General features: G+C 68.4%; 21 protein-coding genes and 1 tRNA gene. 14 read left to right on the top strand and 8 right to left on the bottom strand.

Annotation, left to right across the window (positions count from 1 at the left end):
- Positions 1–186 precede the first annotated feature (186 nt).
- The 6 genes from ACZ5RK_RS01875 (at position 187) to ACZ5RK_RS01900 (ending at position 2,899) form a co-directional block, all read left to right on the top strand.
- On the top strand, positions 187–423 hold the full coding sequence (locus ACZ5RK_RS01875) for a hypothetical protein (protein WP_464909449.1): 237 nt from the start codon (positions 187–189) through the stop codon (positions 421–423).
- Between the two features lie 155 nt (positions 424–578).
- Complete coding sequence (locus tag ACZ5RK_RS01880; RefSeq protein WP_464909450.1) at positions 579–701, top strand: hypothetical protein; 123 nt, start codon at positions 579–581, stop codon at positions 699–701.
- A 64-nt stretch (positions 702–765) separates the two neighbouring features.
- Positions 766–951: a hypothetical protein gene (locus ACZ5RK_RS01885; RefSeq protein ID WP_464909451.1), complete on the top strand. Its 186-nt coding sequence runs from the start codon at positions 766–768 to the stop codon at positions 949–951.
- Positions 948–1,154, top strand: a complete 207-nt coding sequence (locus tag ACZ5RK_RS01890; RefSeq protein WP_464909452.1) for a hypothetical protein — start codon at positions 948–950, stop codon at positions 1,152–1,154. The genes ACZ5RK_RS01885 and ACZ5RK_RS01890 overlap by 4 nt, the downstream gene beginning before the upstream one ends.
- Positions 1,155–1,542: 388 nt before the next feature.
- The gene (locus tag ACZ5RK_RS01895; protein WP_054647222.1) at positions 1,543–1,767 is read left to right on the top strand and encodes a hypothetical protein; all 225 of its coding nucleotides are present in this window, start codon (positions 1,543–1,545) and stop codon (positions 1,765–1,767) included.
- Positions 1,745–2,899 (top strand): tyrosine-type recombinase/integrase, encoded by a 1,155-nt coding sequence (locus ACZ5RK_RS01900; protein ID WP_464909453.1) that lies wholly within the window; start codon positions 1,745–1,747, stop codon positions 2,897–2,899. Before ACZ5RK_RS01895 ends, ACZ5RK_RS01900 begins: the two co-directional genes overlap by 23 nt.
- 83 nt (positions 2,900–2,982) lie before the next feature.
- Here ACZ5RK_RS01900 and ACZ5RK_RS01905 read toward each other — a convergent pair.
- From ACZ5RK_RS01905 to pgi, 7 genes are all read right to left on the bottom strand, one after another.
- Positions 2,983–3,058, bottom strand: a tRNA-Lys gene (locus tag ACZ5RK_RS01905).
- 23 nt (positions 3,059–3,081) lie between these two features.
- On the bottom strand, positions 3,082–3,783 hold the full coding sequence (locus ACZ5RK_RS01910; protein ID WP_464909454.1) for a hypothetical protein: 702 nt from the start codon (positions 3,781–3,783) through the stop codon (positions 3,082–3,084).
- Positions 3,784–3,842: 59 nt separating this feature from the next.
- Positions 3,843–6,218, bottom strand: a complete 2,376-nt coding sequence (gene ctaD / locus ACZ5RK_RS01915) for a cytochrome c oxidase subunit I (protein WP_464909455.1) — start codon at positions 6,216–6,218, stop codon at positions 3,843–3,845.
- An 11-nt stretch (positions 6,219–6,229) separates the two neighbouring features.
- Positions 6,230–7,243, bottom strand: coding sequence for a cytochrome c oxidase subunit II (gene coxB, locus ACZ5RK_RS01920; RefSeq protein WP_464909456.1), 1,014 nt, complete (start codon positions 7,241–7,243; stop codon positions 6,230–6,232).
- A gap of 11 nt (positions 7,244–7,254) precedes the next feature.
- Positions 7,255–9,072: a heme o synthase gene (locus tag ACZ5RK_RS01925; protein WP_464909457.1), complete on the bottom strand. Its 1,818-nt coding sequence runs from the start codon at positions 9,070–9,072 to the stop codon at positions 7,255–7,257.
- A gap of 153 nt (positions 9,073–9,225) precedes the next feature.
- Positions 9,226–10,815 carry a phosphoenolpyruvate carboxykinase (ATP) gene (pckA, locus tag ACZ5RK_RS01930; protein ID WP_464909458.1) on the bottom strand — a complete coding sequence of 530 codons (1,590 nt, stop codon included), beginning with the start codon at positions 10,813–10,815 and terminating at the stop codon, positions 9,226–9,228.
- Positions 10,816–10,858: 43 nt separating this feature from the next.
- Positions 10,859–12,124 (bottom strand): glucose-6-phosphate isomerase, encoded by a 1,266-nt coding sequence (pgi, locus tag ACZ5RK_RS01935; RefSeq protein ID WP_464909459.1) that lies wholly within the window; start codon positions 12,122–12,124, stop codon positions 10,859–10,861.
- A gap of 187 nt (positions 12,125–12,311) precedes the next feature.
- Here pgi and ACZ5RK_RS01940 point away from each other — a divergent pair, with 187 nt between their 5' ends.
- The 8 genes from ACZ5RK_RS01940 (at position 12,312) to groL (ending at position 20,579) form a co-directional block, all read left to right on the top strand.
- Positions 12,312–13,574, top strand: a complete 1,263-nt coding sequence (locus ACZ5RK_RS01940) for a DUF4129 domain-containing protein (RefSeq protein ID WP_464909460.1) — start codon at positions 12,312–12,314, stop codon at positions 13,572–13,574.
- Positions 13,544–14,458 carry an AAA family ATPase gene (locus ACZ5RK_RS01945; protein WP_464909461.1) on the top strand — a complete coding sequence of 305 codons (915 nt, stop codon included), beginning with the start codon at positions 13,544–13,546 and terminating at the stop codon, positions 14,456–14,458. Before ACZ5RK_RS01940 ends, ACZ5RK_RS01945 begins: the two co-directional genes overlap by 31 nt.
- Positions 14,459–14,962: a hypothetical protein gene (locus ACZ5RK_RS01950; protein ID WP_464909462.1), complete on the top strand. Its 504-nt coding sequence runs from the start codon at positions 14,459–14,461 to the stop codon at positions 14,960–14,962. It begins immediately after the preceding gene.
- Entirely contained in the window at positions 14,926–15,528 is a 603-nt protein-coding gene (locus tag ACZ5RK_RS01955; protein ID WP_464909463.1) for a DUF58 domain-containing protein, read from the top strand. The genes ACZ5RK_RS01950 and ACZ5RK_RS01955 overlap by 37 nt, the downstream gene beginning before the upstream one ends.
- A gap of 4 nt (positions 15,529–15,532) precedes the next feature.
- The gene (locus ACZ5RK_RS01960) at positions 15,533–17,779 is read left to right on the top strand and encodes a GNAT family N-acetyltransferase (RefSeq protein WP_464909464.1); all 2,247 of its coding nucleotides are present in this window, start codon (positions 15,533–15,535) and stop codon (positions 17,777–17,779) included.
- Complete coding sequence (locus tag ACZ5RK_RS01965; protein WP_464909465.1) at positions 17,767–18,534, top strand: TrmH family RNA methyltransferase; 768 nt, start codon at positions 17,767–17,769, stop codon at positions 18,532–18,534. Before ACZ5RK_RS01960 ends, ACZ5RK_RS01965 begins: the two co-directional genes overlap by 13 nt.
- Positions 18,535–18,630: 96 nt before the next feature.
- Complete coding sequence (gene groES / locus ACZ5RK_RS01970) at positions 18,631–18,936, top strand: co-chaperone GroES (protein WP_054647140.1); 306 nt, start codon at positions 18,631–18,633, stop codon at positions 18,934–18,936.
- Positions 18,937–18,947: 11 nt separating this feature from the next.
- Positions 18,948–20,579 (top strand): chaperonin GroEL, encoded by a 1,632-nt coding sequence (gene groL, locus ACZ5RK_RS01975; protein WP_464909466.1) that lies wholly within the window; start codon positions 18,948–18,950, stop codon positions 20,577–20,579.
- Between the two features lie 118 nt (positions 20,580–20,697).
- Here the strand turns inward: groL and dnaE are convergent, their stop codons facing one another.
- Positions 20,698–26,898 carry a DNA polymerase III subunit alpha gene (gene dnaE / locus ACZ5RK_RS01980; protein ID WP_464909467.1) on the bottom strand — a complete coding sequence of 2,067 codons (6,201 nt, stop codon included), beginning with the start codon at positions 26,896–26,898 and terminating at the stop codon, positions 20,698–20,700.
- Positions 26,899–26,902 lie beyond the last annotated feature (4 nt).

A 26,902-nucleotide genomic window follows, 5' to 3' on the forward strand; every position in this document is an offset into this window, starting at 1 on the left:
GGAGAGAGAATGCGCACGCACTCTGTGCCGTCCAGGACGGCACTCCTCTCCCATGCGTGCGCGGCCATGCGCATAGCGTGCGCGAGGGTTTGTGCCGTCCCGGAGGGCGTTTTCCCGCATTCCGGGAGGGAACGCGCACGCGGTTTCGGGAAGATAGAGAGGCGCGAACCTCCAGGGAGGTGGCCCATGCACCCCGCTGACGCCCTGGCCCGGTACTTCTGGGAGCAGGGGCTGGACGTGTTCACGGACCCCCTGGAACCTCCCGGCCACCTGGTGGTGCGGGACGGGGGATATACCCGCGCCTTCTCCCCGCACGAGATTGAGGCCCTGGCCGCCTTCCTCCTGGGCCTCGGACTCATGGACGGGAAGGGCCGGCCCCTGAAGGCAAGTCCCCTCCGGGGGGTGGAGGAGGAGAAAGCATGACCCCGAGGGAAGTCCTGCCACACGAGGAGGGTGCGGCACCGCCGGAAGTCCCGTACCCCGAGGTGCGGCCCGAAGACCCTTCCCCCCTTCACGCCGTGAGCAGATGGGTGGTGTCCGTGTGGCCGTGGTGCCGTTTCGCGGGCATCACGGCCAGGATGTGGCCCTACCTCGGGGGACGCTTCCTGAGGGAAGCCGTGGACCTGGGCCCCCTCGGGGTGGTGTGGGTTGACCCGCCCAAGACCCTCTGGGCGTGGCAACCCCCGGGGGGTGAGGGATAGGGAGGTGAGGGGAATGCCCACACGCAAGAGAACTCTCGGAGATTTAGACGGGGCCACGAGGTTGGTGTGGAAAGGGCTAAAGCGGGCCGCCCAGCTTCTGGACCACCCTGACCCCCAGGTGGCCTTACGGGCCGCCCACGCCGTCTTCCAGGGAGCCACGGCTTACGCCAAGCTCCAGGAGGTGCGGGACCTGAAGGATAGGGTGGAAGCGCTGGAAGCCAGGGTGATTGAACTCAGGAGGGCGATATGAGGAGCGTCTTGAGGAAGGTGGAGCGGCTGGTGTGGGAGCGGATGGCCCGGGAAATCCCCCTGGTCCTGGTAGTCTACGATGGGCAGGCCTGGCGCCCCCCGGAGGAGGAGGTGCGCCAGGCCGTGGAGGAGGCCAGGAGGTTAGGGAGGCGAGTGGCGGTCCTTTACGCCCCCGAGCCCGGGGAGGCTTCTCACCAAAGTTAAGTCTATAGCGCTAGAGTCCGATGAGTGTTCCTCCGAAGAACCGGCGGACATCGTGTCCGCTGGTTCTTCATCACCAGACTCAACTTTGATGAGAGAACCCACCCGTTGCCGCACCCCGTTCTTGGCCGGGGTAGCCTTTCCTGGAAAACGGCACGGGCTAGAAAGACCCAGAACCTTCCCCACACGAGGGGAGGAGCCTTCCCCCCTAGCGCGTGGGGGAAGATGGCGCAAACTTTCGCCTGGAAAAACCTGGTGGGTTGCCCCAGGCTACTCCCCCTTCCCGTCAACGGCTGACGGGTTACCCGGGCCGCGAGGCCACCCCCATCTTCGCGAAACCAAACTTTCGCGAACTAGGATGTTGCCCCTGTTGGTGTGGTAAAATGCCGCCATGCCGCGAGGTGAGAACCTGAGGGCCATCCCCCCCGAGGAGCGGGCAAGGCGGCTTGGGGTTGCCCCTCTGCTTCCGGGTGAGGCGGGGCGGCAAGTCTACGTGAGGGCCCCCAAGGCGGTGTTGGACGCCTTTCTGGCCCTCACGGCAGGGGAGCGGGGTGATGTGGTAAGGCTGGGCCTCGAGGCCCTTAGGAGGGGGCATGCCGAAGAAGAGGGGAAATAGCGAGGGCACCATCTTTTTCCACAAGAGGAAGGGGTTGTGGTGCGGGCAGATAAGCGTGGGCCGGGGAAGCGATGGGCGGCTGAAACGCACCACCATCTACGGGAAGACGCGGCAGGAGGTGGCAGAGAGGCTGGCCGAAGTAGCGGCCCAGGCCGCCAAGGGCATGTTCCCCATCCCTGAGGCGATTACCCTCCGGGAGTGGGCGGAACGGTGGCTAGACCGCAAGAGCAAGGAGGTGCGGCCCAAGACTGCCCTGGCTTACCGCCAAGACCTGGCCCGCTTCCTGGAGGAGGTGGGGGGAATCCGCCTGCAAGCCCTCCGCCCCCACCACATCCGCACCGCCCTTGACCGTATGGCGGCCAAAGGAGCTTCGCCCCGGGCGTTGCGGATGGCCCTGACCCTAGCCCGGGCGGTGCTGGAAGACGCAATGCGTATGGACCTGGTGCCCCGCAACGTGGCCCGGGCGGTGGACTTGCGCACCCCCCCGAAGCCCCCTGCCTTTCGCGTCCTTAACCCGGAGGAGGTGGAGCGGCTGGTGGAAGCCGCAAGGCCAGAACGGCTTTTCCCCGCCATCTACCTCGCCCTGAGCACGGGGTTGCGGCGGGGGGAGCTTTGCGGGCTACGGTGGGGACACGTGGACCTCGAGGCCTGGACCCTCCGGGTGGAAGAAAACCGCATCACCCTGAGGGGCAAGGCCGTGGCCTCCCTCCCCAAGACCCCCCGGGCGGCCAGGGTCATCACCCTGTCTAGCGATGCCGTGAGCGTCCTCCAGGAGTGGCGGGCCAGGCAGGAGGAGGAGCGGGCCCACGCCGGGGCCGCGTGGGAGGACACCGGGCACGTCTTCACGGACCCCCTGGGCCGTCCCATCCACCCCGACACCCTCAACCACACCTTGAGAAGGGTCTGCGATAGGGCCGGGTTGCCCCGGCTCAGGGTCCATGACCTTCGGCACATCCACGCAACCCTCATGCTCAGGAGGGGCGTCCCGGTGGAGGTGGTGGCCGAAAGACTCGGGCACGCCACCCCCGCCTTCACCCTAGCCCAGTACCGCCACGTGCTACCCGACGAGCACCGGACCTGGGCCCTCAACTTATCGGAACTTCTCTCGGGAACTTCCCGGGCGAGGGCGTAGCCCCTTCCCGGGTTGCAGTACGGTTGCAGTACCAAGCACCCCCCGGCCACGCTACCGGGGGGTGAAGCATTGTGTCCTGGAGCTGGTGGGCCGTGCAGGATTCGAACCTGCGACCTACCGATTAAAAGTCGGTTGCTCTGCCAGCTGAGCTAACGGCCCAAAGCCTTCCCGATTATAGGGGGCTAAGAGGCCTTGCGCAAGCTTTCCATGATGAAAAGCCCCAAGGCTTCCTCCCTCACCCGCCGCCTTAGGGCCTCCAGGTCAAAAGGCCGCGGCGTCAGGGCCTCGAGGGCCCGCTTGAAGAGGGGCGCCTCCTCCAGAAGGGCGAAAAAACCGGGGTCGGCCCAAGGGGGCACCCAGGCCCCGCTCCGGCAGAGGAAGACCCGGTGGAACTCCCCCTCCACCCTCCCCCCGGGGTCCACCACCCGGGCCACGGGCACCTTTGGCTCGGGCTCCGAGGAGGGGTCCCGCCAGGGGGGGTAGTAGACCCGAAGCCTCGCCCCCAGGCGGTGGTAGAAGACCATCCAGTCGTCGCAGGCGGGCTCCTCCCCCAGGGGGCGGTAGCCCGCGTCGTGGTGGGCGTCAAAGAGGACCACCTCCTCCACCCCCCGGCGCACCTCGGGGTGGAAGGCAAGGGCGTTGCTTTCGGCGTAGTAGAGCACCGCCCCCGGGGCAAAGGCGAAGCGCCCCCAAAACCCCTGCCAGCCCCGGGCCTCGGGCAGGGGAAGCCCCCGGAGGAGGAAGGCCAAGGCCCGCTCCTCCCAGGCCTCCAGGAGGTAATAGGGGGTCTCAAAGTGGGCCCAGGCGAAAAGGGGGGCCAGGGGGTCCCCAGGATCTTGGGGCACGGGGAAGAAGTAGTCAAAGTCCACCACCAAAAGCCGCATCCCCTATTCCTCCATAGCAAAGGCCCCCGCCCGCGGGCGAGGGCCTTGGGCAAGAAGGGCTACCAGATGTAGAAGATGGTAACGATGAAAAGCCAGACGGCGTCCACCAGGTGCCAGTACATGCTGGCGGCCTCGAGGGTGCCGTGGTGGTGCAGGGTGATCTTGCCCCTGAGGGCCTGGAGGTAGGCGAGAACGAGGCCGAAGCCCCCGATCACCACGTGCAGGCCGTGGAGGCCCACGATGGTGAAGAAGGCCGCCGTCCAGAGGTTCTCCTGCCAGCTGGAGTGGTGGTGGAACTGGTAGAACTCCCAGGCCTGGAAGAGGAAGAAGAGCGTCCCCAGGAGGATGGTGACGAGGAGGCCGAAGCGGAAGGGGCTGAAGCGGCCTCGGCGGAGGTCGTGGTGGGCGAAGTGCACGGTGAAGGAGGAGCTCACCAGGAAGAAGGTGTTGAGGAGAGCAAGCCAGAGGGCGGGCCGTTCCTCAGGGGGGACCGCATGGCCGGAGAGGCGGAGGTAGAGGTAACCGGCGATGAGGATGGCGAAGAGTCCCACCTCGGAGACGATGAACCAGGCCATCCCCATCCAGGCGTTGGACTTGCCCGAGACGGTGTGGTGCTCCACCGGGTGGCTGTACTCGTCCTCCAGGGCCCAGCGCACCAGGCCGTAGGCGAAGAGGGCCAGGAAGACCCACATCCAGACGTTGGGCACCGGCAATGCGGCCACGCTCACGAAGAAGGCGAACAGGGTGGCCGCGGAGTAGAAGGGCCAGAAGGAGCTGTTGGGCAGGTGGATGTGGCCCGGGTCCTCGGGCTTGAGCTCCACCCTCTTCTTGGCCCAGTCGTAAAGGGGGCGCTCGGAGGGGAACTCCTTGGGAAGGGCCACGTCAAAGTTGTGGGCCTTGGGGGGCGAGGCGGTGAGCCACTCCAGGGTGTAGCCGCCCCAAGGGTTCTCGGGGGCCTTCTCTCCGGAGCGCAGGCTCTTCCACATGGCGTAGATCCAGACCAGGCCGCCCAGGCCCAGGATGTAAGCCCCGATGGTGGAGAGGAGGTTGAGCTCGGGCCAGCCAGCGATGTCGGCGTTGTAGGTGTAGTAGCGCCGGGGCATGCCCAGGTAACCCAGGACGTACTGGGGCAGGAAGGTGAGGAGGTAGCCCACCAGGAAGAGCCAGAAGTGAAGCCTGCCCAGCCTTTCGTCGTACATCCGGCCCGTCATCTTGGGCCACCAGTAGTAAAGCCCGGCGAAGGCCCCGAAGCCCGAGCCCGCCATGAGGACGTTGTGGAAGTGGGCCACCACGAAGTAGGAGTCCTGGAAGTGGTAGTCCAGGGGGGTCATGGAGAGCATGACCCCGGTGATGCCCCCCAGGAGGAAGTTGAAGATGAAGCCCAGGACCCAAAGGAGGGGGGTCTTCATCTGCAGATGCCCGCCCCAGAGGGTGCCGATGATGTTGAAGAGCTTCACCCCCGTGGGCACGGCGATGAGGGCGGTGAAGAAGGCGAAGGCGATCTGGAAGATGGTGCTCTCCCCCACGGTGAACATGTGGTGGGCCCAGACCATGGTGCCCAGGACCACGATGCCCATCTGGGCCCAGACCATCTGCCGGTAGCCGAAGAGGGGCTTCCGGGCGAAGGTGGAGGCCACCTCGGCCAGGATGCCCAGGTAGGGGAGGAGCATCACGTAGACCGTGGGGTGGGAGTAGAACCAGAAGAACTGCTGGAATAGGACGGGGTCCCCGCCGATCTCCGGGTTGAACCAGGTGAGGCCGATCTTCCGGTCCAAGAGGACGAGGAGGGTGGCCGAGGTGAGCCCCGCCAGGGAGAAGAGGTTGAGGACGCTGGCGGCGAAGACGCTCCAGACGTAGATGGGCATCTTCCAGAGGCTCATCCCTTGGGCCCTTAGGTTGTAGATGGTGGCGATGAAGTTGGCGTTGCCGAGGAGGCTGGAGAAGCCCAGAAGGAGGATGGCCGCCATGTAGAAGTTCACCCCGCTCCCCGACTGCACGGAGAAGGGGTAGTAGAAGGTCCAGCCCACCGCCGGGGCCCCGCCGGGGAAGAGGTAGCTCATGAGGGCGAGGAGGATGGCCCCCAGGAAGGCCCAGTAGCTGAAGGCGTTCACCCGGGGGAGGGCCACGTCCCTCGCCCCCAGCATCAAGGGCACCACGAAGTTGCCGAAGCCGGTGAGCCCGGCCTGGATGATGAAGAAGAAGAGCATGGTGGCCCCGTGGAGGGTGAGGATCTGGTTGTAGTGCTCCCCGGTGAGGAAGTGGTTGTTGGGCACCGCCAGCTGGGTGCGGATGAGGAGGGAGAAGACCCCCGCCAGGGCGAAGGCGAAGAAGGCGGTGGCCGTGTACATGAGGCCGATCTTCTTGTGGTCTACTGTGGTAAGCAGGTCCCAGAGGAGCGCCCAGAAACCGGTCTTTGGCTTGGTGGCGATGGCCATCTCCTAACCTCCTAGAACTTGGGGAGGGCCTTGAAGTCCACGCCCTCCACCTTCAGGCCCTCGAGGTACCGCACCAAGGCGTCCAGGTCGCCTTGGGAAAGCTGGGGGAAGCCGGGCATCTTGGCCCCGGGCTTCAGGGCGTTGGGGTCTTTGATCCAGGCCTTGAGGTTTTCCGGGGTGTTCTCCACGATGCCAGCGGCGATGGCGGTGCGGTTACCCAAGAAGCCCAACTCCGGGCCGATGACCGCCGGGGGCATCTTGCCCTGCACCCCGTGGCAGGCCGCGCAGTTCTGCTGGAAGACCTGTTGCCCATGGGCGTCGGCCACCGGGGGCGTGTAGGCCTTGGCCTGTTCCACGAAGCGGTCAAACTCCTCCTTGGGCACCACCAAGACCCGGAAGAGCATGCGGGCGTGGCTCGGCCCGCAAAGCTCGGCGCAGAAGCCGTAATAGTTGCCGGGCTCCTTGGGGGTGAAGTAGAGAAGGGTCTTTTGTCCCGGAATGGCGTCCCGCTTGCCGGCAAGCCCCGGCACCCAGAAGGAGTGGATCACGTCCTTGGAGGTGATCTCCAGCTCCACGGGCACCCCGGCAGGGAGGACGAGCTCGTTGGAGTTGCGAAGGCCGAGGTCAGCGTAGTAGAAGTCCCACCAGAACTGGTGGCCCGTGACCTCCACCTTGAGGCCGCCGGGGATGGGCCGGTTCACCTGGATGAGGGCCATGGCCGTGAGGCCGAAGAGGACCAGGATGATGGCCAAGGGGATCAGGGTCCAGACCACCTCGAGGCGGTCGTTCCCGTGGATCTGGGGAGGCTCCCCTTCCTGAGCTGGCCTCGCCCGGAACTTGAGGACCACGTAGGCCAAGGCCCCGGCCACCACCAGGAAGACCAAGAAGGAGAAGAAGTAGACCCAAGGGTAAAGGAAGGCCACCTCCTGGTTGTAGGAACCCCCGGGATGGGTGATGGCCACCCGGTGGCTTCCCTGGGCCAGGGCCAAACCCCATAGACTGAGCGCCGCAACACCTCTCTTCATCCACTCCCTCCCTAGATCACCCGATCCACCGCCATGGCCACGAAGAGGAGGGCCAGGTAGAGCATGGAGTATTTATACAGCGAAACCGCCGTCCTCCGCTCGGGCTGGCGGTAGAGGGCAAGGCTCTTAAAGATAAGCAAGCCGTTAAGGAAGAGGCTCGCCACCAGGTACAAAAGGCCGAGCTCCCCCAGGGCCAAGGGCATGAGGGAGATGAGGGCGGTGAGGAGGGCGTAGAGGGCGATCTGCATCACCGTGACCCGCTCCCCCAGGACCACGGGGAGCATGGGCACCCCCACCGCCCGGTACTCGTCCTGGATCATTAGGGCCAGGGCCCAGAAGTGCACCGGGGTCCAGAAGAAGATGAGGGCGAAGAGGTACCAGGCGAAGAGGTTGAGGTCCCCGGTCACCGCCGCCCAGCCCACCAGGGGCGGGAAGGCGCCCGCCGCCCCGCCGATGACGATGTTCTGCCAGGTGCGCCGCTTGAGGTAGAGGGTGTAGACGAGAACGTACCAGATGAGGCCCATGAAGGCCAGGGTGGCGGCGAGGAGGTTCGCCCCCCAAAAGAGGAGGGCGAAGGCCAAGACCGCGAGAGCGAAGGCGAAGAGAAGGGCGTCCCGGCTGGAGATCCTCTGGGTCACGGTGGGCCTTCTTGCGGTGCGCTTCATGCGGGCGTCAATGTCCCGGTCCACCACCATGTTGATGGCGTTGGCCGCCCCCGCCATCATGTACCCTCCCAGGGCCACCACCAGGAAAAGCTCGAGGCCCGGCCAGCCCTGGGCGGCGATGAACATGGCGAACAGGGCGGTGAAGAGGAGAAGGCTGATGACCCTGGGCTTGGTGAGGGCCAGGTAGTCCTGCCAGGTGGCCCCCCCGGTCCCCCGGTGGACCTCCGCCCCCCCTTCGCCCAGCTCCACCCGCCTCGCCCCCCGCTCAAGGGCGGAGGCGGCGAGGAGCAGGAAGAGGAGCCACACGGCATAGGCCAGGAAGAGGTGCAAGAGCTGCATCCAGACCGGGGCCTTGAGGGCCACGTTCACCAGCCCCGCCAGAAGCTGGGCCCCGTAGAGGTAGGCCACGGCGTGGGCCAGCCGCCGGGTGAGGGGGGAGGGGCGCAGGTGGGCCACCAAATACCCGGCGAAGACCACGTAAAGCCCCACGCTCACGGCGATCAAGGGGTGGAGAACCCTGAGGCGCACCAGGAAGTGCTCCCCGGGGGTCAGGGAGCGCTCCAGGGCCTCGAGGGTGTTCCGCACCGGGAAAAGCAGGTCGCCCAACGCGGTGACCGCCCCGCTCATCCCCAGGAAGAGGAGGGCGAGAAGGCCGAGGAGGAGGGCAAACCCCACCGCCCCCTGCCCCCTCAGGCGCAAGGGAGCACCCCCAGAGGCCCACCAGGCGGTGAGGGCCAGGGAGGCGAGGAGGAAGTAGGTGTTGGCCAGGTGCACCATCTGCACCACGGCCCTCTCCGGGCTCACGTTGTGGGCCGTCCAGCCGAAAAGGACCAGGGAGGCCCCCACCAGGCTTTCCGTGACCATGAAGAGGAAGGCGAGCCCCGCCCCCAACCGCCCCGGGTGTCCCTTGGGGAAGAAGCGAAGGGCCAGAAGGAAAAGGCCCAGCACCGAGAGGAAGGCCAGGCCCGAGGTGACCCGGTGGGTGAACTCAATGAGGGTCTCCACCTGGGGCGCGCGGGGGAGGATCTCCCCGTTGCAGGTGGGCCAGTGGGAACCGCACCCGGCCCCTGCACCCGTGGCCCGCACGTAGGCCCCCCAAAGGGCCACCAGCACGTTCCAGAGGAGCACCCCCCAGGCGTAGCGGCTAAGCGAGGTCTGGCTCATGGCAAATCCGTCCCCCAGACGGTAACGCTTACCATTCTGCCAGAAAGGCTTGGGGGAAGGTGAAGTACATTTGTCCCTTCCACCCCTAGGAGCCTAATACCCCCGGCCCCTACTTGGCAAGGGGCCGGGCGCCACGCGCCCCTCGGGTTTACCTCAGCCCACCCGAGGACCCGCCCGGCGCACGGCTTCCGACACCCCATCGGCATACTTTTGGAAGTTTTCCTGGAACAACGCCGCAAGCCGTTGCGCCTGGCGGTCATAGGCCTCCTTGTCCGCCCAGGTTTCCCGGGGGTCCAAAAGCTCCCGGGGAACCCCGGGGGCCTCGAGGGGCACCTCAAAGCCGAAGACCGGGTCCACCCGGAAGGCCGCCCCGTCCAAGGCCCCGGTGAGGGCGGCCTTGAGGAGGGCCCGGGTTACGGGCAAGGGGAAGCGGCGCCCCACCCCGTAGGGCCCCCCGGTCCAGCCGGTGTTCACCAGGTAGACCCGGGGGCCGTGCCTCCGGATCTTCTCCCCTAGCATGGCGGCGTAGACCCCGGGGTGCATGGGGAGGAAGGGGGCCCCGAAGCAGGCGGAGAAGGTGGCCTTGGGCTCGGTGACGCCCCTTTCCGTGCCCGCCACCCGGGCGGTGTAGCCGGAGAGGAAGTAGTACATGGCCTGCTCCGGGCTTAGCCGGGCGATGGGGGGAAGGACCCCGTAGGCGTCGGCGGAGAGGAAGAAGATGGCCCGGGGGTGGCCCGCCATCCCCGACTCCACCACGTTCTCCAGGTGGGCGATGGGGTAGGAGGAGCGGGTGTTTTCCGTCTTGGAGTCGTCGTCCCACTCCACCCGGCGGCTCTCCGGGTTCACCACCACGTTTTCCAAAATCGCCTCAAACTGATTGGAGGCCCGGTAGATGAGGGGTTCCTGCTCCGGGGAAAGGCGGATCACCTTGGCGTAGCACCCCCCCTCGAAGTTGAAGACCCCTTCCTCGCTCCAGCCGTGCTCGTCATCGCCGATGAGGGGGCGGTCCGGATCGGTGGAAAGGGTGGTCTTCCCGGTGCCGGAGAGGCCGAAGAAAAGGGCCACGTCCCCCTCCTTCCCCACGTTGGCCGAAGCGTGCATGGGGAAGACCCCTCGCTTGGGCATGAGGTAGTTCATCACCGTGAAGACGCTCTTCTTGATCTCCCCGGCGTACTTGGTGCCCACGATGAGGATAAGCCTGCGGGCGAAGCTGATGCCCACGAAGACCTCGCTCCTTGTGCCGTCCCGCTCGGGCTCCGCCTGGAAGTGGGGGGCGTGGACCACGGTGAAACCCGGCTGAAACCGCTCCGCCTCATCGTCCTCGGGGAAGCGGCGGGGCAGGAGGAACATGTTGCGGGCGAAGAGGGCGTGCCAGGGGCTTTCCGTCACCACCCGCACCCCCAGGCGGTAGCGCCGGTCCGCCCCGGCGTAGAGGTCCTGCACGTAGAGGTCCCGCTCGGAGAGGTAGGCCACCACCCGCTGGTAGAGGGCCTGGAAGGCCTCCGGGGCGAAGGGCTGGTTCACCTCCCCCCACCAGACCTCCTCCTCCACCTCGGGCTCCCGCACCACGAACTTGTCCTTGGGGCTTCTCCCCGTGTAGGGGGTGGTGTCCACCACCAAGGGCCCCTTGTGGGCCAGGAGACCCTCTCCCCGGGCCAGGGTGTGCTCCACCAGGATAGGGGAGGCGGTGTTCCAGAAAACCTGCTTTCTCGGCGTTATACCCAGATGGTTCAGGCGGTCCATACGGGCCTCCTCCCGTCCATCATAAGGGATTTCCACGCTTCCATTAGCCCTCCCCGTACCCGGGGCGGCCGAGGAGGGCGAAGGTGAGGCGCTTGCCCAGCTCCACCCCGGGCTGGTCAAAGGCGTTCACCCCCCAAAGCTCCCCCAGGAAGGCGGTCTGCCACATGAGGTGCTGGAGAAGCCAGCCCACGGGGTAGGGGGAGACCTCGGAGAGGTAGAGGGCGTAGACCCTCTGGCCCCCCTCGGCCAAGGCCCGGTAGGTGGCCTCGGCCTCGGCCTTTAGGAGCTGGAAAAGGGTCTTGCCGAAGAGGTAGGAGGCCTCCTCCAGGCCCTCCACCCGGGGCAAGGGGAGGTCTTCCGTGGGGCTTTCCGGCACCACCAGGGCGATGAGCTTGTCCAGGGGGCCTTCCCGGAAGAGCTGCACCTGGGCGTGCTGGTCCTGGGGCCCCAGGGCGGGGAGGGCGGTGGTGCCCACCCTTTGGCCCTCCCGGTCCACCTTGCCCAGGGACTCGTCGTGGAGCTGGACGAACCAGGCGGGAAGGTACTTAAGCCGCTCCGAGTAGACCATGAAGACGTGGACGGGGAGGTGGCGGTGGAGGTGGAGGAGGAGGGCGGTCTTCAGGGGGAGGCTTTCCTCCAGGGGGGCAAGGGCGGTCTCGTTGGCCTTGCGGGCCCCCATGAGGAGGGCGTCCAGGTCAGCCCCGGCGAAGGCCAAGGGGAGAAGCCCCACCGGGGAAAAGACCGAGAAGCGCCCACCCACCTCGGGGGGAATGGCGAAGGCCTTAAGCCCCTCCCGCTCGGCGAAGGCCCGCAAGGGGCCCTCCTTGGGGTCGGTGGTCACCACCAGGTGCCGGCGCCAGGCCTCCCCCAGGTGCGCTTTAAGCCAATCCAGGAAGACGGCGAGGCCCGCCAGGGTCTCCGCCGTGGACCCCGACTTGGAGACGGCGTTCACCAGGGTCTTCCCGGGGTCCAAGGTGCGGAGGAGCCTGAGGACGGGCTCGGGCTCCACGTGGTCTACGTAGTGGAAGCGCACCCCGCTCTCGCGGAAGGCGGCCTCCAGAGCCTTAGGCCCCAGGGCGCTTCCCCCTATACCGATAAGGACGAAGTCCTCCACCCAAGGGCTCGCCTCGCGGTAGCGGCGGACCTCCCTTAGGGTCTCCGTGTCCTCGGGGAGGTCCATCCAGCCGAGCATGGCCCCGGGAGCCTTGCGCTTGGCGAGGAGGCGCTCCCGGGCCTCTTCCAAAAGGGGGGCGTGCTGGCGCAGGGCCTCGGGGAAGCCCTGGAGGAAGCGGGTGTCCAGCCGGAGCATGAGTGCAGTTTACACCCTTGCGCAGCCTCCTTTACCGGAGGAAACTAGGTCCTAGCCCACGCCCCTCCGGGCGCTCGGGCGGAAGGGAGGGCACCCTCTGATCCCACCCCATCCTGGCGCAAGCTAGGATGGGGCCCCGGCAAGAGGCTCCTTTGGGGCTCACCGGGGTTGGTGGGCCGAAAAGGGTATGAGGCACTCTTTGGTGGGCTTTCTCGTGGGCTGGACCCTTCTCCTCCTGGCCCTGGGCACCGGACTTCCCGCCCTTCTCGGCCCTCCCCTGCTCCTCCTCGGGCGGAGGTTTTACCCGGAGGGCTTCCTGTGGCTCGCCTTCCTTCCTGGCTTCTTCCACGCCCCCCAGGCGGGGTGGCCCCTCCTTTGGGCCAAGACCTCCTTGGCCCTTCTCCTCTTCGGCCTCTACCTGAGCCGGGAGAAGGGCCTCTGGGCCGCCCTTTGGCTCCTCCCCCTCGCCCTCTACCTGGGGCCTTGGGGCCTCGGCCTCTGGGGCCTTCTCCACGGGTTCCACCTCCTGGCCCGGGCGGAGGGGGTGGCGCTCGGGCCCCTTCTTCCCCTTCTCCTCGCCGCCTTGGGGTTTGGGCTCGGCCACCTTTCCCTGCCGGGCCTTCCGGCGCTTTCCCTTTCCGCCCCCGCCCCCACCTTCCGGGCAAGCCCCGGGGAGGCCGGGGGGCCCGGGGGGAGCGTGGCCTACCTGCCCCCGGAGGAGGGCTTTCCCCTTTGGGTAGGGGTGGTGGACCGCCTCCTGGCCTACGCCCTCCCCCTCGCCCTGGTCCTCCTCCTGGCCCTGGGCCTTCTCCTCCTGGGCCAGAGAAGGGGCCTCCCCCTCTTCCGCGGCCTCCACCTCCTCCCCCTCCTCCTCGCCCTACCCCTTCTCCTCGGCCTCTTCTTCCTCCTGGGAAGCCTGGGGGGCGGGGAAGGGGCCGGAGGCCAGGGGGGGGTAGGCCTTCCCCCGCCTTCCCCCCCTTCCCAGGGCCCCGCGGAGAGGGTGCCCGGGCCCAGGGCCCTGGGGGAGGTGGGGATGGCCCTGGCCGGGCTTTCCGCCCTCTTCACCCTGGCCCTCCTCCTCGCCCTCTTGGCCTGGGCCTGGCGGGGGCGGGGAGGCGAGGGCGGGAAAGGCGAGGGGGCGGCCTTCCCCTTCCCCAGGGCTTTCCAGAGGCCCCTCCCCGCAAGCCGGGTGCGCCGGGCTTACCGAGAGGCCCTCGAGGCCCTAAAGGGGGCCGGGCTCCCTAGGCGCCTTGCCGAAGGCCCCGTGGAGTACGGGAAGCGGGTGGGGGCGGCCTTCCCCGAGGCCCATCCCCCCCTGGCCCGCCTCACCGCCCTCTACCTCCCCGTGCGCTACGGGGGGAGGGCCGAGAGGGAGGAAGCGGAGGAGGCGGAGGCCCTCGCCCTGCGTATCCTGGAGCTATGCTCTACGAAAGGGTCCAAAGCACCCTAAGGGGCCGGGTCCTCCTCCGGGAGGAGACCTTAAGGCTCGCCCTCGCCGCCCTCCTCTCCGGGGGGCACCTCCTCCTGGAGGACGTGCCGGGCACGGGGAAGACCACCTTCGCCAAGGCCCTGGCCCGGGTCCTGGGCCTCTCCTTCGGCCGGATCCAGATGACCCCGGACCTCCTCCCCCAGGACCTCACCGGGGTCTACCTCTACCGGGAGGGGAGCCTGGTCTGGGAGCGGGGGCCCATTTTCGCCCAGGTCCTCCTGGTGGACGAGCTGAACCGGGCCACCCCCCGCACCCAGTCGGCCCTTTTGGAGGCCATGGGGGAGGGACAGGTGACCCTGGAGGGGAAGACCCATCCCCTCCCCGAGCCCTTCTTCGTCCTGGCCACGCAAAACCCCGTGGAGGAGGAGGGCACCTTTCCCCTCCCCGTGGCCCAACGGGACCGCTTCGCCGCGCGGCTCGCCCTGGGCTACCCCGACGAGAAGGCCCTCCTAGAGGCCCTGAGGGGCCAAGACCCCCTGGAGGGCCTGGCCCCGGTCACGGACGCCGAGGAGGTCCTGGCCCTGAGGCGGGAGGCGCGGCGGGTGCGGGTGGAGGAGGAGCTCACCGACTACCTCCTCGCCCTCGCCCGCTTCCTCCGGGGGCGGGAGGGGGTGCGGCTTGGCCCCTCGCCCCGGGCGCTTCTCCAGGTGGAGCGCCTGGTCCAGGCCCTGGCCCTCCTGGAGGGGCGGGACTTCGCCTTACCTGAGGACCTGAAGGCCGCCTTCCGGGCCGCCATTCCCCACAGGCTTTTGCTCGCCATCGAGGCCGAGCTTTCCGGCCTCACCCCCGAGGGCCTGGTGGAGGAGGCCCTGGAGGCGGTGCCGGCCCCGGTGGAGGCGGGGTAGATGGCGGCTTTCGCCCTCCTCCTTCTCCTCGCCCTGGCCTTGGCCCCCCGCTGGCTCCGGGCGCGGGCTCAAGCTTTGGGGTTCCTTCCCGGCTTTCCCGGCAAGGCGGGGGAGGGGTGGGTGGAGGTGGAGGTCCAGGCCCCCCTCCCCGTCCTCCTCCGGGCGGAGGTGGGGGGCTCGGCGGCCCTGGGCCTCGGCCCAAGGGAGGTCCTGGCCCTCGCCTGGGGGAGGGCGAGGCTTCGCCTTTCCCTCCCCTACCGCTACCGCCGCCGGGGGGCGCACGCCTTGCCCACCCTCCACCTCCGGGCGCGGGGGGTCCTCGGCCTGGGGGAGAGAAGGCTCGCCCTTCCCCTGGGGGAGGCCCTGGTCTACCCCGCCCTAAGGCCCCTTCCCCCCTCCTCCCCGCCCCCGCCTTCTTCCTGGAGGGAAGGCGGGCCCCACGGGGGCTTCCCGACCCCTTGGAGGCGGTGGGCCTCCGCCTCTACCGCCCCGGGGACCCCTTGAGGCTCCTCGCCCGCAGGGCGAGCCTCCGCCTGGGGCGCCCCGTGGTGCGGGAGGTGGAGAGGAGGCTGGAAGGCGGCCTCTTCCTCCACCTGGACGCGCAAAGCCTCCACCCGAGCTACCTGGACCACGCGGCAAGCCTCGCCCTCAGGCTCCTCCTGGAGGCGGAAAGGAGGGGGGAGCGGTACGGGCTTTCCGCCGGGGTGGTCCTGCCCCTGGGCCGGGGGAAGGCCCACCTGAGGCGGGCTCTAGAGCTTCTCGCCCGCCTCGCCCCAAGCCCCGCGCCCCTCCTCCCGCCCCCGGCCCCCTGGGGGAGCACCTACGTCCTCCTCACCCAGAAGGCGGAGGAGGCCTTCCTAAAGGCGGCGCTTAGGGGGGCGCGCCGCGCCCGGGAGGGGCTTTTGGTCCTCCTCCCCGAGGGCTACTTCCTCTTCCCCGGGGAGAGGGGAAGGCCCGTCCACGGCAAGCCCCCCGCCCTGGAAAGGGCCCTCCGCTACCGGGAACTTCTTTCCGCCCACGGGATCCGGCTCCTCGTGGTGCGGGGGCACGAGCCCTTTAGGGGAAAATAGGGGCATGGGCTATGTCCCGCCCCCCACCCCCCAGCACGGCCTCGAGGAGGGCCCCGTCCTCCTCAAGGACGGGCGCACCGCCCTCCTCCGCAGGGCCACGAAAAAGGACCTCCCCCTCTTCGTGGAGTTCCTGAGGCGGCTTTCCCCCGAGTCCTTGCGCATGCGCTTCTTCTCCCCCATCTCCCCGGAAAAGGCCGCACAGCTCCTCCTCTCGGCCAAGCCCGAGGAGGAGAAGGTCACCCTCGTGGTCCTGGCCGGGGAACCCCTGAGGATGGTGGCCACGGGGGAGTACGTCCGGGTCAAGGGGGAGGACACCGCCGAGGTGGCCTTCCTGGTGGAGGACGCCTACCAGGGGAAGGGCCTCGGCACCCTCCTTCTGGAGAGGCTCGCCCTCATCGCCGCCAAGCGGGGGGTGCGCCGCTTCCAGGCCTTCGTCCTGGCGGAGAACAAGCAGATGCTCAGCGTCTTCCAGGAAAGCGGCTTCCGGGTGCGGGCCCACCGGGAGGGGGGGGAGGTGGAGGTGGTCTTTGAGATCCTCATGGAGGAGGAGGCGGCCAGGCGCTTTGAGTGGCGGGAGAAGGTCTCCACCATCGCCAGCCTTCACCCCTTCTTCTTCCCCCGGGGGGTGGCGGTGGTGGGGGCGAGCCGCGACCCGGAGAGCATCGGCTACCGCGTCCTGGAAAACCTGATCTTCGGCCGCTTCCAGGGGCCGGTCTTCCCGGTGAACGAGGCCATCGGGAAGGAGGGCGGCACGGTGGGGCCCCTCCTCGCCTACCCCAGCGTGGAAAGCCTCCCGGGGCCGGTGGACCTGGCGGTGATCGCCGTGCCCAAGGAGCGGGTCTTTGGGGCCCTCGAGGCCTGCGGCAGACGGGGGGTGCGGGGGGCCATCGTCCTCACCACGGGCTTCACCCCCAAGGAGGCCCAGGAGCTGGCCGACAAGGCAAGGCGCCTGGGGATGCGCCTTTTGGGCCCGGGCTCCCTGGGCCTCGTCCACACCCACCCCGGGGTGCGCCTGGCGGCGGGCCTAGCCCCTTTGCCCAAGGAGGGCCCCCTGGCCATCTCCAGCCAGTCCGGCACCCTGGGCCGGGCGGTCATGGCCTACGCCGAGGGCATGGGCCTGGGGGTCTCCAGCTTCGCCTCCTTGGGGGCCAAGGCGGACATCTCCTCTAACGACCTCCTGCAGTTCTGGGAGGAGGACGAGCGCACCGGGGTCATCCTCCTCTACCTGGAACGCTTCGGCAACCCCAGGCGCTTCTCCCGCCTGGCCCGCAGGATCGGGAAGAAAAAGCCCATCCTGGCCGTCCATCCCTCCCGCGATCCCCTGGTGCGCACCCTCTTCGCCCAGGCGGGGGTGGTGCGGGCCAACGGCCTGGAGGAGGCCTTTGACGTGGCGGCCCTCCTCGCCCTGGGGCGCCTCCCGGAGAACGGGCGGGTGCGCCTCGTCTCCAACGCCTCCGGCCCCTCCAACCTGGCCATGGAGGCCCTGAGGGAAGGGGGCCTGGAGGTGGAGCACGTGGACCTGGGCTCGGAGGCCCGGGAAGAGGACTTCAAGAAGGCCCTGGAGGAGGCCCTAAGGGGGGAGGCGGGGAGCGTCTTTCTCCTTTACGTGCCCATGGGCTTTGCCCGGGAGGAGGCGGTGGCGCGCCTGGTCCAGGAGGCCAGGACGGAAAAGCTCCTCCTGGCCTGCTTCATGGGCCAGGACGGGCCCCGGGCCAGGCTTCTGGGCCAGGCGGTCCTCTACCGCTTCCCCGAATCGGCGGCCATCGCCCTCGCCCGGGCCTGGGCCTACCGGCGCTTCCGGGAAGAACCCCTCCTCTTCCCCGACTTCCAAGACCTCAGGCTGGAGGAGGCCCGGAGGCTATTGGAAGGGAAAAGGGCCCTGAGGCCCGAGGAGGCCGAGGCCCTCCTACAGGCCTTCGGCCTGCCCCTGGGGGAAGGGGAGGGCCTCCACCTCAAGCTCCACGCCGCCCCCCACCCCCTCTTCGGCCCCGTCCTCACCCTCCTCCTCCCCACCCCCTTGGGGGACCAGACCCTGGGCCTCCGCCTCACCCCCCTGACGGAAGGGGACGCCCGGGAGCTCCTAAGGCCCTTGGAGGGCCGCGCCCACCTCGAGGCCTACAAGGAGCTCGTCCTCCGGGTTTCCCGGCTTTTGGAGGAGTTCCCCCAGGTGGAAACCCTGGAGCTCCATCTCCAGGGCCCCCGGGTGGCCCGCCACCGGGTGGTCCTGGCGGAGGGCGCATGGAGATCCTGAGCCCCAAGAACCCCCGGGTGAAGGCCTGGGCGGCCCTGAAGGAGCGCAAGGAGCGGGAAAAGACGGGGCTTTTCCTGGTGGAGGGAAGGCGGGAGGTGGAAAGGGCCCTGGAAGCCGGGCTGGAGCCCGTGGCCCTCCTCCTTGGGCCCAGGGCGGACCTGGAGGCGCCCCTTTCGGGGAAGGCCGAGGTGGTGCGCCTGGGGGAGGCCGCCTTGGAGCGGGTATCCAGCCGGGAAAACCCGGCCCAGGTCCTCGGGGTCTTCCGCCTTCCCCGTAAAGACCTCTCCCGGGTGCACCTCCCCCCCCATCCCCTGGTCCTGGTCCTCCTGGGGGTGGAAAAGCCGGGGAACCTGGGGGCCATCGTGCGGAGCGCCGACGGGGCCGGGGCGGACCTCGTCCTGGTGGCCGAGGGGGTGGACCTCTTCAGCCCCCAGGTCATCCGCAACTCCACGGGGGTGGTCTTCTCCCTCCCCGTCCTCCCGGTCCCCCAGGAGGAGGCGGCCCGTTTCCTAGAGGAGAAGGGCCTCTTCCTGGTGGCCGCCACCCCCCGAGGGGAGAGGGTCTACTGGGAGGAGGACTACCGAAAGGGGGTGGCCTTCCTCCTGGGGGCGGAGGACCAGGGCCTGCCCCCAGGGTGGCTGGCCCGGGCCCACGCCCGGGTACGCGTCCCCATGCGGGGCCGGGCGGACAGCCTCAACGTCTCCGTCACCGCCGCCCTCCTCCTCTACGAGGCCCTGCGCCAGCGGTCCTTATAAGGGTCCCCTCAACCCCCTTGACAAAGGCCTGCCCGGGCAGAATAATGACCCTTGGTTGACACTCTCACCCTTTGAGCGTCAAAGGAGGGAGTGGATATGGCTGCGGAGGTGAAGACGGTGATCAAGCCCCTAGGCGACCGGGTCGTGGTGAAGCGGATTGAGGAGGAGCCCAAGACCAAGGGCGGCATCGTCCTGCCGGACACCGCCAAGGAGAAGCCCCAGAAGGGCAAGGTGATCGCGGTGGGCACGGGCCGCATCTTGGAGAACGGCCAGAAGGTGCCCCTCGAGGTCAAGGAGGGGGACATCGTGGTCTTCGCCAAGTACGGCGGCACCGAGATTGAGATTGACGGCGAGGAGTACGTGATCCTCTCCGAGCGCGACCTTTTGGCGGTCCTGCAGTAAGGAGGTGAACCATGGCGAAGATCCTGGTGTTTGACGAGACGGCTCGCCGGGCGCTGGAGCGCGGCGTGAACGCGGTGGCCGACGCGGTGAAGGTGACCCTTGGCCCCCGGGGCCGGAACGTGGTCCTGGAGAAGAAGTTCGGCTCCCCCACCATCACCAAGGACGGGGTGACGGTGGCCAAGGAGATTGAGCTGGAGAACCACCTGGAGAACATCGGGGCCCAGCTCCTCAAGGAGGTGGCCTCCAAGACCAACGACGTGGCCGGCGACGGCACCACCACCGCCACCGTTTTGGCCCAGGCCATCGTGCGGGAGGGTCTGAAGAACGTGGCCGCCGGGGCCAACCCCCTCGCCCTCAAGCGGGGCATTGAGAAGGCGGTGGAGGCCGCGGTGGAGAAGATCAAGGCCCTGGCCATCCCCGTGGAGGACCGCAAGGCCATTGAGGAGGTGGCCACCATCTCCGCCAACGACCCCGACGTGGGCAAGCTCATCGCCGACGCCATGGAGAAGGTGGGGAAGGAGGGGATCATCACCGTTGAGGAGTCCAAGAGCCTGGAGACCGAGCTGAAGTTCGTGGAGGGGTACCAGTTTGACAAGGGGTACATCTCCCCCTACTTCGTCACCAACCCCGAGGCCATGGAGGCGGTCCTGGAGGACGCCTTCATCCTCATCGTGGAGAAGAAGGTCTCCAACGTGCGCGAACTCCTCCCCATCCTGGAGCAGGTGGCCCAAACCGGCAAGCCCCTTCTCCTCATCGCCGAGGACGTGGAGGGCGAGGCCCTCGCCACCCTGGTGGTGAACAAGCTCCGGGGCACCCTGAACGTGGCCGCGGTGAAGGCCCCCGGCTTCGGTGACCGCCGCAAGGAGATGCTCAAGGACATCGCGGCCGTCACCGGCGGCACCGTGATCTCCGAGGAGCTCGGCTTCAAGCTGGAGAACGCCACCCTCTCCATGCTGGGCCGGGCCGAGCGGGTGCGCATCACCAAGGACGAGACCACCATCGTGGGCGGCAAGGGCAAGAAGGAGGACATTGAGGCCCGGATCAACGGCATCAAGAAGGAGCTGGAGACCACCGACAGCGAGTACGCCAAGGAGAAGCTCCAGGAGCGCCTGGCCAAGCTGGCGGGCGGCGTGGCCGTGATCCGGGTGGGCGCCGCCACCGAGACCGAGCTCAAGGAGAAGAAGCACCGCTTTGAGGACGCCCTCAACGCCACGCGGGCGGCGGTGGAGGAGGGCATCGTCCCGGGCGGCGGCGTGGCCCTCCTCCGGGCCATCAGCGCCGTGGAGGAGCTCATCGCCAAGCTGGAAGGGGATGAGGCCACCGGGGCCAAGATCGTGCGTCGCGCCCTGGAGGAGCCCGCCCGCCAGATCGCCGAAAACGCCGGCTACGAGGGCTCCGTAGTAGTGCAGCGCATCCTCTCCGAGGCCAAGAACCTCCGCCTGGGCTTCAACGCCGCCACCGGAGAGTACGTGGACATGGTGGAGGCGGGCATCGTGGACCCCGCCAAGGTGACCCGCTCCGCCCTCCAGAACGCCTCCTCCATCGGCGCCCTCATCCTCACCACCGAGGCGGTGGTGGCCGAGAAGCCCGAGAAGAAGGAGTCCACCCCCGCCCCCGCAGGCGCCGGGGACATGGACTTCTAATCCCACCCATGCTGGCCCAGGCCAGCATGGGGCCCCGGTAAAAGCAAGCTTCTCCGAGTCGGTAGAGGGTGGGGCCGGGTAAACCCGGCCCCCCCTTTTTCCACCCCCCGGGGTGGCCCTAAAAGGGCACCGCCTCTTCCCTGCCCCCTCCGTTCCCCCCTTCCAGGAAAGCCTCCCGGTCGGGCACCAGGTAGGCGCGGAAGCCCTCGGCCTCCAGGGCCCTCAGGGCCTCCTCCCCCACCCGGGCCTCCCGGAGGGCGAAGAGGGCCTCCCCAAAGGGGCCCTGGACCCGCACGTAGAGGGGCAGGGGCCCGGGGTGCTCGTCCAGGAGGCCCTTGAGCAGGGCCACCCCCTTTTCGTCCAGGAGGGCGTGGTCCACCTCCACCTCCAGGGCCTTGGCGGCCTCCCACACCTCCTCATGGGTCCACACCGCCTGGGCGATGACCCGAAGCCCCCCCTCCTCCCGCTCCACCTCGGCCAGGACCAGGAGGGGGGTGTCCTCCTTGAGCTTGGGGGAGACTCCCTCGTAGGCCCGGCCGAAGACCACCGCCTCCAGGGCCCCGGTCTCGTCGGAGAGGGTGAAGCGGGCCATCATGCCCCCCGAGCGGGTGGGCTTGCGCGCCACGTCCTCCACCATGCCCGCCAGGAGGACCCGGGAACGGGGAGGAAACCCCCGGACAAAGTCTTCCAGCTCCTCCAGGGTGCAGCTCGCCGCCTCCCTCAAGCCCGGGTAGCGGAGCACGGGGTGGCCGGAGACGTAGATGCCCAGGGCCTCCTTCTCGTAACGGAGCCGGGTGATCTCGTCCAGGGGAGGGGTCTCCAGGAGGGGCGGCTCCTCCACCTCGGCGAAAAGCCCCCACATCCCCGAGCGCTCCCGCTCCCGGACCCCCGCGGCCCAGCGCAGCAGAGGGTCTAGGGAGGCGAGGAGCCGGGCCCGGTCCCCGAAAGCGTCCATGGCCCCCGCCTTGATGAGGGACTCCAAGGTGCGCTTGTTCACCACCCTCTCGTCCAGGCGCTTCAGGAAGTCCCCAAGGCTCTTGAAGGGCCCGCCCCGTTCCCGCTCCTCGAGGATGGCCAAGGCCGCCCCCTCCCCCACGTTCTTCACCGCCGAAAGCCCGAAGAGGATCTCCTCCCCCACCACCTTGAAGTCAAAGCCCGAGCGGTTGATGTCGGGGGGGAGGACCTCTATGCCCATGGCCCGGGCGTCCCGGATGTACTCCGCCACCTTGTCGGAGTCGTGCCGCTCCACGGAGAGGAGGGCGGCCATGAACTCCACGGGGTAGTGGGCCTTCACGTAGGCCGTCTGGTAGGAGAGGAGGCTGTAGGCCGCGGCGTGGGAGTTGTGGACGATGACGTCCTCGGCCACGAAGGTGTGGGTGCCCTCCACGGTGAGGTCAAAGACCTCCTCCTCGCCCAGGGGCTCCACCGCCTCCACCCGGTCCCAGTAGACCTCGGCCTCGGCCAGGCGCAGGAGGGCCAGGCTTCCCGTGAGGGCGGCAAGCCGCTCTAGGGTAGCCCGGGAAAGCCCGCGCCTCCCCCTGCCTGGGCGGAGAAGCCCCTCGGCCAGGCCCGCCTTCCTCAGGAAGGCCGCCACCTGGCCCTGGGCCACCCGGGCCACCTCCTCCTTCACCTCTTCCAGGAAGGCCAGGGGTAGGACGTCCTTGGTGCTCCGGCCCGCCCCCCAGGAGGCGAGGAGGGCTTCCAGGTCCTGCCGCCTTTTCCCCACCAGGTAGGGGCCCATGGCCTCGGCGAAACGGCGGGCGGCCTCCAGCCCCCCCAGGAGGTAGACCGCATACCCCTTGCGCCCCCCGGCGAAGCGCTTCTCCACCAGTCGGGACTGAAGCCCGAGGCGGAGGAGGAGGTGCTGCACGCCCCGGGCCAGGTCCGAGGAGGCGGTGGCGTAGTGGATGAGCCTGCCCTTGGGGTCCACCCCCCCGTCCCCGGTCCAAAGCCGTCCCAGGAAGCGGGCCAGCTCCTCGGGCGGCAGGCGGTAGACCTCCTCCGGAAGGCGCTTTTCCCTGGCGCCAAGCCCCAGAAGCCCCATCCGCTTGAGAAAGGCCACCGCCCCCGACTCCGCCCCCCGGTCCTGGCGCCCCACGTAAAGGTGGGCCACGCCCCGGCGCCAGGCCACCCGGGTGCGGGTGTTGGGGAAGCGCTTCAGGGCCTCCTCCATGGCGGCGAGCTCCTCCTCCGAGGAGGTGTAGAGGTAGAAGCCGGAGGGATGGCGAAGGTTCCCCTCGGCCAGGGCGAAACCCAGGAGGTCCAGCTCGTGGTCCTCCAGGTGGGCCGAAGGCCGGTAGGGCAGGTGGCGGGGTAGGGCCACGTAGTCCCCGGGAGCCAAGGCCCCAAGGGGCCGCCACCCTCGAGGGGTGTACACGGGGTGGTTGGCCGTGGCCTCCAGGACCCTTCCCGTGGCGGTGCGGAGGGCGTAGACCCGGGCCCTCCCGCTTGGGAAGGCCGCCACCACGGGCCTCGGCGCCAGGCGGAGGCGGGCCTCGTCCAGGGAAACCACCCAGACCCCCTCCACCCCGCCCCGGACGATCTCTCCCACGCTCACCACCCTCCCGGTGCGCCAGTCCACCACCTTGGCCCTTGCAGGCAGGCACTTGTTGAAGCCATAGTTGGCGAAGGCCTCCAGCATGTCAAAGAGGCGGTTGGCCTCCTCCTCGGGCACGCCCCGCTCCTTGGCCCCCCGGACGAAGCGCTCCCGGTGGGCCTTCATCTCCTCCACCTTCTTCTTGCCCATGGAGTTGTGGACCACAAGGTCCCCGGCCACGAAGTTGGCGAAGGGGGGCACCTGAAGGTCAAAGGTGCGGGCCTTTCCCAAAGGCTCCACCGCCACAATGGGGTCCCACAGAACCTGACCCTCCGCTAAGGCCACAAGGCCAGGATCGGCAAAGGCCTTCCCAAGGAGGAGCAAGCGGTGACGGGAAAGGTAGCGGCGCGGCGTTTTTAGGTTGAGACCGCTGGAAAGGTGGCCGCCCGCAACTCCCACCCTCCTTCCTGCCTCACTCCAAGAAATCCTGCTCCTCCTCTTGGTCTCGGAGATGCGGTAGGCCACTGAGGAGGGCACGAGGCGAAGGTGCCAACCCTGTCCTGGAAGCCGCCTTTTCGCCTCGGCCTCCAGGGCAGCCATCCGCTCGCGCTTGGCCCCAAGGAGGTGGGGGCCGATGACTTCCGCAAAGCGGAGGATATCTTCCCGCCCCGAGATCAGGACCTCGTGGGCTCTAGGCCCCTTGGAACGCACCTGGCCTACGATTCCTAACCGAAGGAGGAGATGGGCCACGTCCTGCACCAGACCTAGGCTCGCTGAGCTGTAGGAGATCCGCTTTTTCTCCACCGAGCCGTCGGTGCTGAAAAGACGCCCAAGGAAAAGGGCTAAGGCCTCTCTCCGGTAGCGGAACACCTCCTCGGGGACCCGCTTCTCCTCTGCCTTGGCCACCATCCCCGCCTCTTCCACGAGGCGCTTCACCGGGTCCTGGGCCCCGGCGCTCGGGGGCGAGCTGGCCAGGGTCACCACCCCCGTGGCGGGATGGACGTAGGCTTTGACCCTTGCCCCCAAGGCCTCGGCGCACCGCCGGTAGGCGGCGAGGAGTTCGGGATCCTTGGAGTAGAAAAAGGCGTTGGGCTTTGGCCCCCTCGGACCGGAAAGCCTCGTGTTCCCGTCCCCTAGGAGCAGGGCCAAAAGGGTGATCCGTTCCTCGGGCGGGGCTTGGTGCCCACCTGTGGGAAGCTCTGCGGGAACGGCGATGGGGGTACCGAGGGGCAGGTCGTGGAGCGGTTTCCACCCCTCCAAGGTCAGGAGGGGGTGGTCAGGGGTGAGGACCAGGGTGCGGCCGCTTCGGGTTTTAAGCCGGACCACCTCCCGGACGCCGCTTTCCAGGACCGCCAGCACCGGGACCCGGTAGAAGCGGTAATCGGGCCCCAGGGAGAGGACCTCCATCCCGGGCTTCACCGCCTCTATGGGGACCCTCTGTCCCGTGGCGGCATCCAAGACCAGGCTCCCTTCCGCCAAGCACCGGCGCAGAAGGTCCGCCTCCCCCAGGGAGTACCCCGCCACCTGGGAGGCGATCTGCATGATCTGCTCCTGGTAGACGGGGATGCCGTAGGTCTCGTCCAGGATGGGCCTTAGGTACTTCTCCGCGTGGGGGAACTCGCCGTAGCTCACGGGCTCCAGCCCGTGGTGGCGGCGGATGTAGGTGGGGATGTGCTCCATGGGGCCCGGGCGGTAGAGGGAGACCAAGGCGATGATGTCCTCCACCCGCCTGGGTTTGAGCCCCCGCACCGTGGCCGTCATCCCCCCGGACTCCAGCTGGAAGACCCCCTTGGTCTCCCCCCGGGAGAGGAGCTCAAAGGTCTTGGAGTCGTCCAGGGGAAGGGTGTCGTAGTCCAGCTCCACCCCACGGGACTCCTTGACGATGCGCTTGGCCTCGTCCAGGAAGGTGAGGGTGCGGAGGCCCAGGAAGTCCATCTTCAAAAGCCCCAGGGCCTCCACCGCCCCCATGTCGTACTGGGTCACGGGCCGGCCCTCCTGGTCCCGCATGAGGGGAACGAGGTCGGTCAAAGGCCCGGCGGCGATGACCACCCCGGCGGCGTGGACGGAGGCGTGGCGGTTCAGGCCCTCGAGGCGCATGGCCACCTCCAGGACCTCCCGCACCCTGGGGTCCTTCTCCATCTCCGCCTTAAGCTCCGGCACCACCTGGACGGCCTCCTGGAGGGGCTTGGGCTTGCCAAACTGCACCGGGATGAGCTTGGCCAGCTCCTCCGCCTTCTTGTGGGGGATGCCGTATACCCGGGCCACGTCCTTGAGGGCGGCCTTGGAGGCGAGGCTTCCCAGGGTGCCGATCTGGGCCACCTTCTCCTCGCCGTAGCGCTCCCGCACGTACTGGATCACCCGGTCCCGCTCCCGGTCGGAGAAGTCGGTGTTGATGTCGGGCATGGAGACCCTCTCGGGGTTCAGGAAGCGCTCAAAGAGGAGGCCGAAGCGCAGGGGGTCAATGTTGGTGATGCCCACGGCGTAGGCCACCAGGCTCCCGGCGGCGCTCCCCCGCCCGGGCCCCACGGAGATGCCGTTCCTCCGGGCCCAGTTGATGTAGTCCTGCACGATGAGGAAGTAGCCGGGGAAGCCCATGCGCTCAATGACGGAAAGCTCGTAGAGAGCCCGGTGGAGGATGGCCTCCGCCGTCCACTCCCCCACCCCTTCCAAAGGGGGAAGCTGGGCCCTTAGCCCCTCCCAGGCCCCCTCCTCCACCTGGGCCAAGGCCCAGGCCAAGGCCTCCCCGTCCCCGTGGGGCGGGAGCTTCCCGAGCCTCCGGAAGATTTCCCGGTAGAAGGCCTCGGTGATCCGGTCGGGGTAGCGGCGGAGGAGGCCCCTGAAGGTGAGCTCCCGCAGGTACTGGGCCTCCGTGCGCCCCTCGGGGAGGGGGAAGCGGGGGATGCGGTAGACCATCTTATCCCCGATGGGGAGGTCCACGTTGCACATGCGGGCGATCTCCACCGTGTTGTCAAAGGGCTCGTCCCCCCACTCCGCCTCGGGGAGCATGGCCCGCATCTCCTCGGGGGTCTTCACGTAGAACTCGTCGCAGGGGAAGCGCCAGCGCTCGGGGTCGTCCAGGGTGCTCTTGGACTGGATGGCCAAAAGGACCTCGTGGGCCCGGGCGTCCTCCTTGCGCACGTAGTGGCCGTCGTTGGTGGCCACCATCCCGAGGCCGTACTTCCTGGCGAACTCCTTCAGGACCTCGTTGACCTTCCTTTGCTCGGGTAGGCCGTGGTTCTGGATCTCAATGAAGAAGCGGTCCTTGAAGATGGAGAGGTACTCCTCAAGCCGGGCCTCCGCCAGGTCCAGGCGGTCTTGGAGGATGAACTGGGGGATCTCCGCCCCCAGGCAGCCGGAGAGGGCGATGAGGCCCTCGGCGTGCTCGCGCAGGATCTCCCGGTCAATGCGGGGCTTTTCGTAAAAGCCCTCCAGGTAGGCCCGGCTCGCCAGGCGCACCAGGTTCTGGTAGCCCCTAAAGTCCTTGGCCAGGAGGGTGAGATGGAAATAGCCCCCGTCTAGGCCCTTGCCCCGCTTGCGGTCAAAACGGCTCTCCGCCGCCACGTAGGCCTCGTAGCCGAGGATGGGCTTGATGCCCATGGCCGTGGCCTTCTTGTAGAACTCCACCGCCCCGAAGAGGTTGCCGTGGTCGGTCATGGCCAAGGCCGGGTCCTCGGGGGTGGTCTCCTGGACCCACTTAAGGAGGTCGGAAAGCTTGGCCGCCCCGTCCAGGAGCGAGAACTGGGTGTGCTGGTGCAGGTGGGCGAAGCGGAGCTTGCGGCCCATGGTC

The sequence above is a fragment of the Thermus kawarayensis JCM 12314 genome, assembly GCF_055393575.1.

Excerpts from the sequence above, each read along its gene's own strand:
- ACZ5RK_RS01875 (WP_464909449.1), top strand. The coding sequence starts at position 187 with ATGCACCCCGCTGACGCCCTGGCCCGGTACTTCTGGGAGCAGGGGCTG.
- ACZ5RK_RS01880 (WP_464909450.1), top strand. The coding sequence starts at position 579 with ATGTGGCCCTACCTCGGGGGACGCTTCCTGAGGGAAGCCGTGGACCTG.
- ACZ5RK_RS01890 (WP_464909452.1), top strand. The coding sequence starts at position 948 with ATGAGGAGCGTCTTGAGGAAGGTGGAGCGGCTGGTGTGGGAGCGGATG.
- ACZ5RK_RS01895 (WP_054647222.1), top strand. The coding sequence starts at position 1,543 with ATGCCGCGAGGTGAGAACCTGAGGGCCATCCCCCCCGAGGAGCGGGCA.
- ACZ5RK_RS01900 (WP_464909453.1), top strand. The coding sequence starts at position 1,745 with ATGCCGAAGAAGAGGGGAAATAGCGAGGGCACCATCTTTTTCCACAAG.
- ACZ5RK_RS01910 (WP_464909454.1), bottom strand. The coding sequence starts at position 3,783 with ATGCGGCTTTTGGTGGTGGACTTTGACTACTTCTTCCCCGTGCCCCAA.
- ctaD (WP_464909455.1), bottom strand. The coding sequence starts at position 6,218 with ATGGCCATCGCCACCAAGCCAAAGACCGGTTTCTGGGCGCTCCTCTGG.
- coxB (WP_464909456.1), bottom strand. The coding sequence starts at position 7,243 with ATGAAGAGAGGTGTTGCGGCGCTCAGTCTATGGGGTTTGGCCCTGGCC.
- ACZ5RK_RS01925 (WP_464909457.1), bottom strand. The coding sequence starts at position 9,072 with ATGAGCCAGACCTCGCTTAGCCGCTACGCCTGGGGGGTGCTCCTCTGG.
- pckA (WP_464909458.1), bottom strand. The coding sequence starts at position 10,815 with ATGGACCGCCTGAACCATCTGGGTATAACGCCGAGAAAGCAGGTTTTC.
- pgi (WP_464909459.1), bottom strand. The coding sequence starts at position 12,124 with ATGCTCCGGCTGGACACCCGCTTCCTCCAGGGCTTCCCCGAGGCCCTG.
- ACZ5RK_RS01940 (WP_464909460.1), top strand. The coding sequence starts at position 12,312 with ATGAGGCACTCTTTGGTGGGCTTTCTCGTGGGCTGGACCCTTCTCCTC.
- ACZ5RK_RS01945 (WP_464909461.1), top strand. The coding sequence starts at position 13,544 with ATGCTCTACGAAAGGGTCCAAAGCACCCTAAGGGGCCGGGTCCTCCTC.
- ACZ5RK_RS01950 (WP_464909462.1), top strand. The coding sequence starts at position 14,459 with ATGGCGGCTTTCGCCCTCCTCCTTCTCCTCGCCCTGGCCTTGGCCCCC.
- ACZ5RK_RS01960 (WP_464909464.1), top strand. The coding sequence starts at position 15,533 with ATGGGCTATGTCCCGCCCCCCACCCCCCAGCACGGCCTCGAGGAGGGC.
- ACZ5RK_RS01965 (WP_464909465.1), top strand. The coding sequence starts at position 17,767 with ATGGAGATCCTGAGCCCCAAGAACCCCCGGGTGAAGGCCTGGGCGGCC.
- groES (WP_054647140.1), top strand. The coding sequence starts at position 18,631 with ATGGCTGCGGAGGTGAAGACGGTGATCAAGCCCCTAGGCGACCGGGTC.
- groL (WP_464909466.1), top strand. The coding sequence starts at position 18,948 with ATGGCGAAGATCCTGGTGTTTGACGAGACGGCTCGCCGGGCGCTGGAG.
- dnaE (WP_464909467.1), bottom strand. The coding sequence starts at position 26,898 with ATGGGCCGCAAGCTCCGCTTCGCCCACCTGCACCAGCACACCCAGTTC.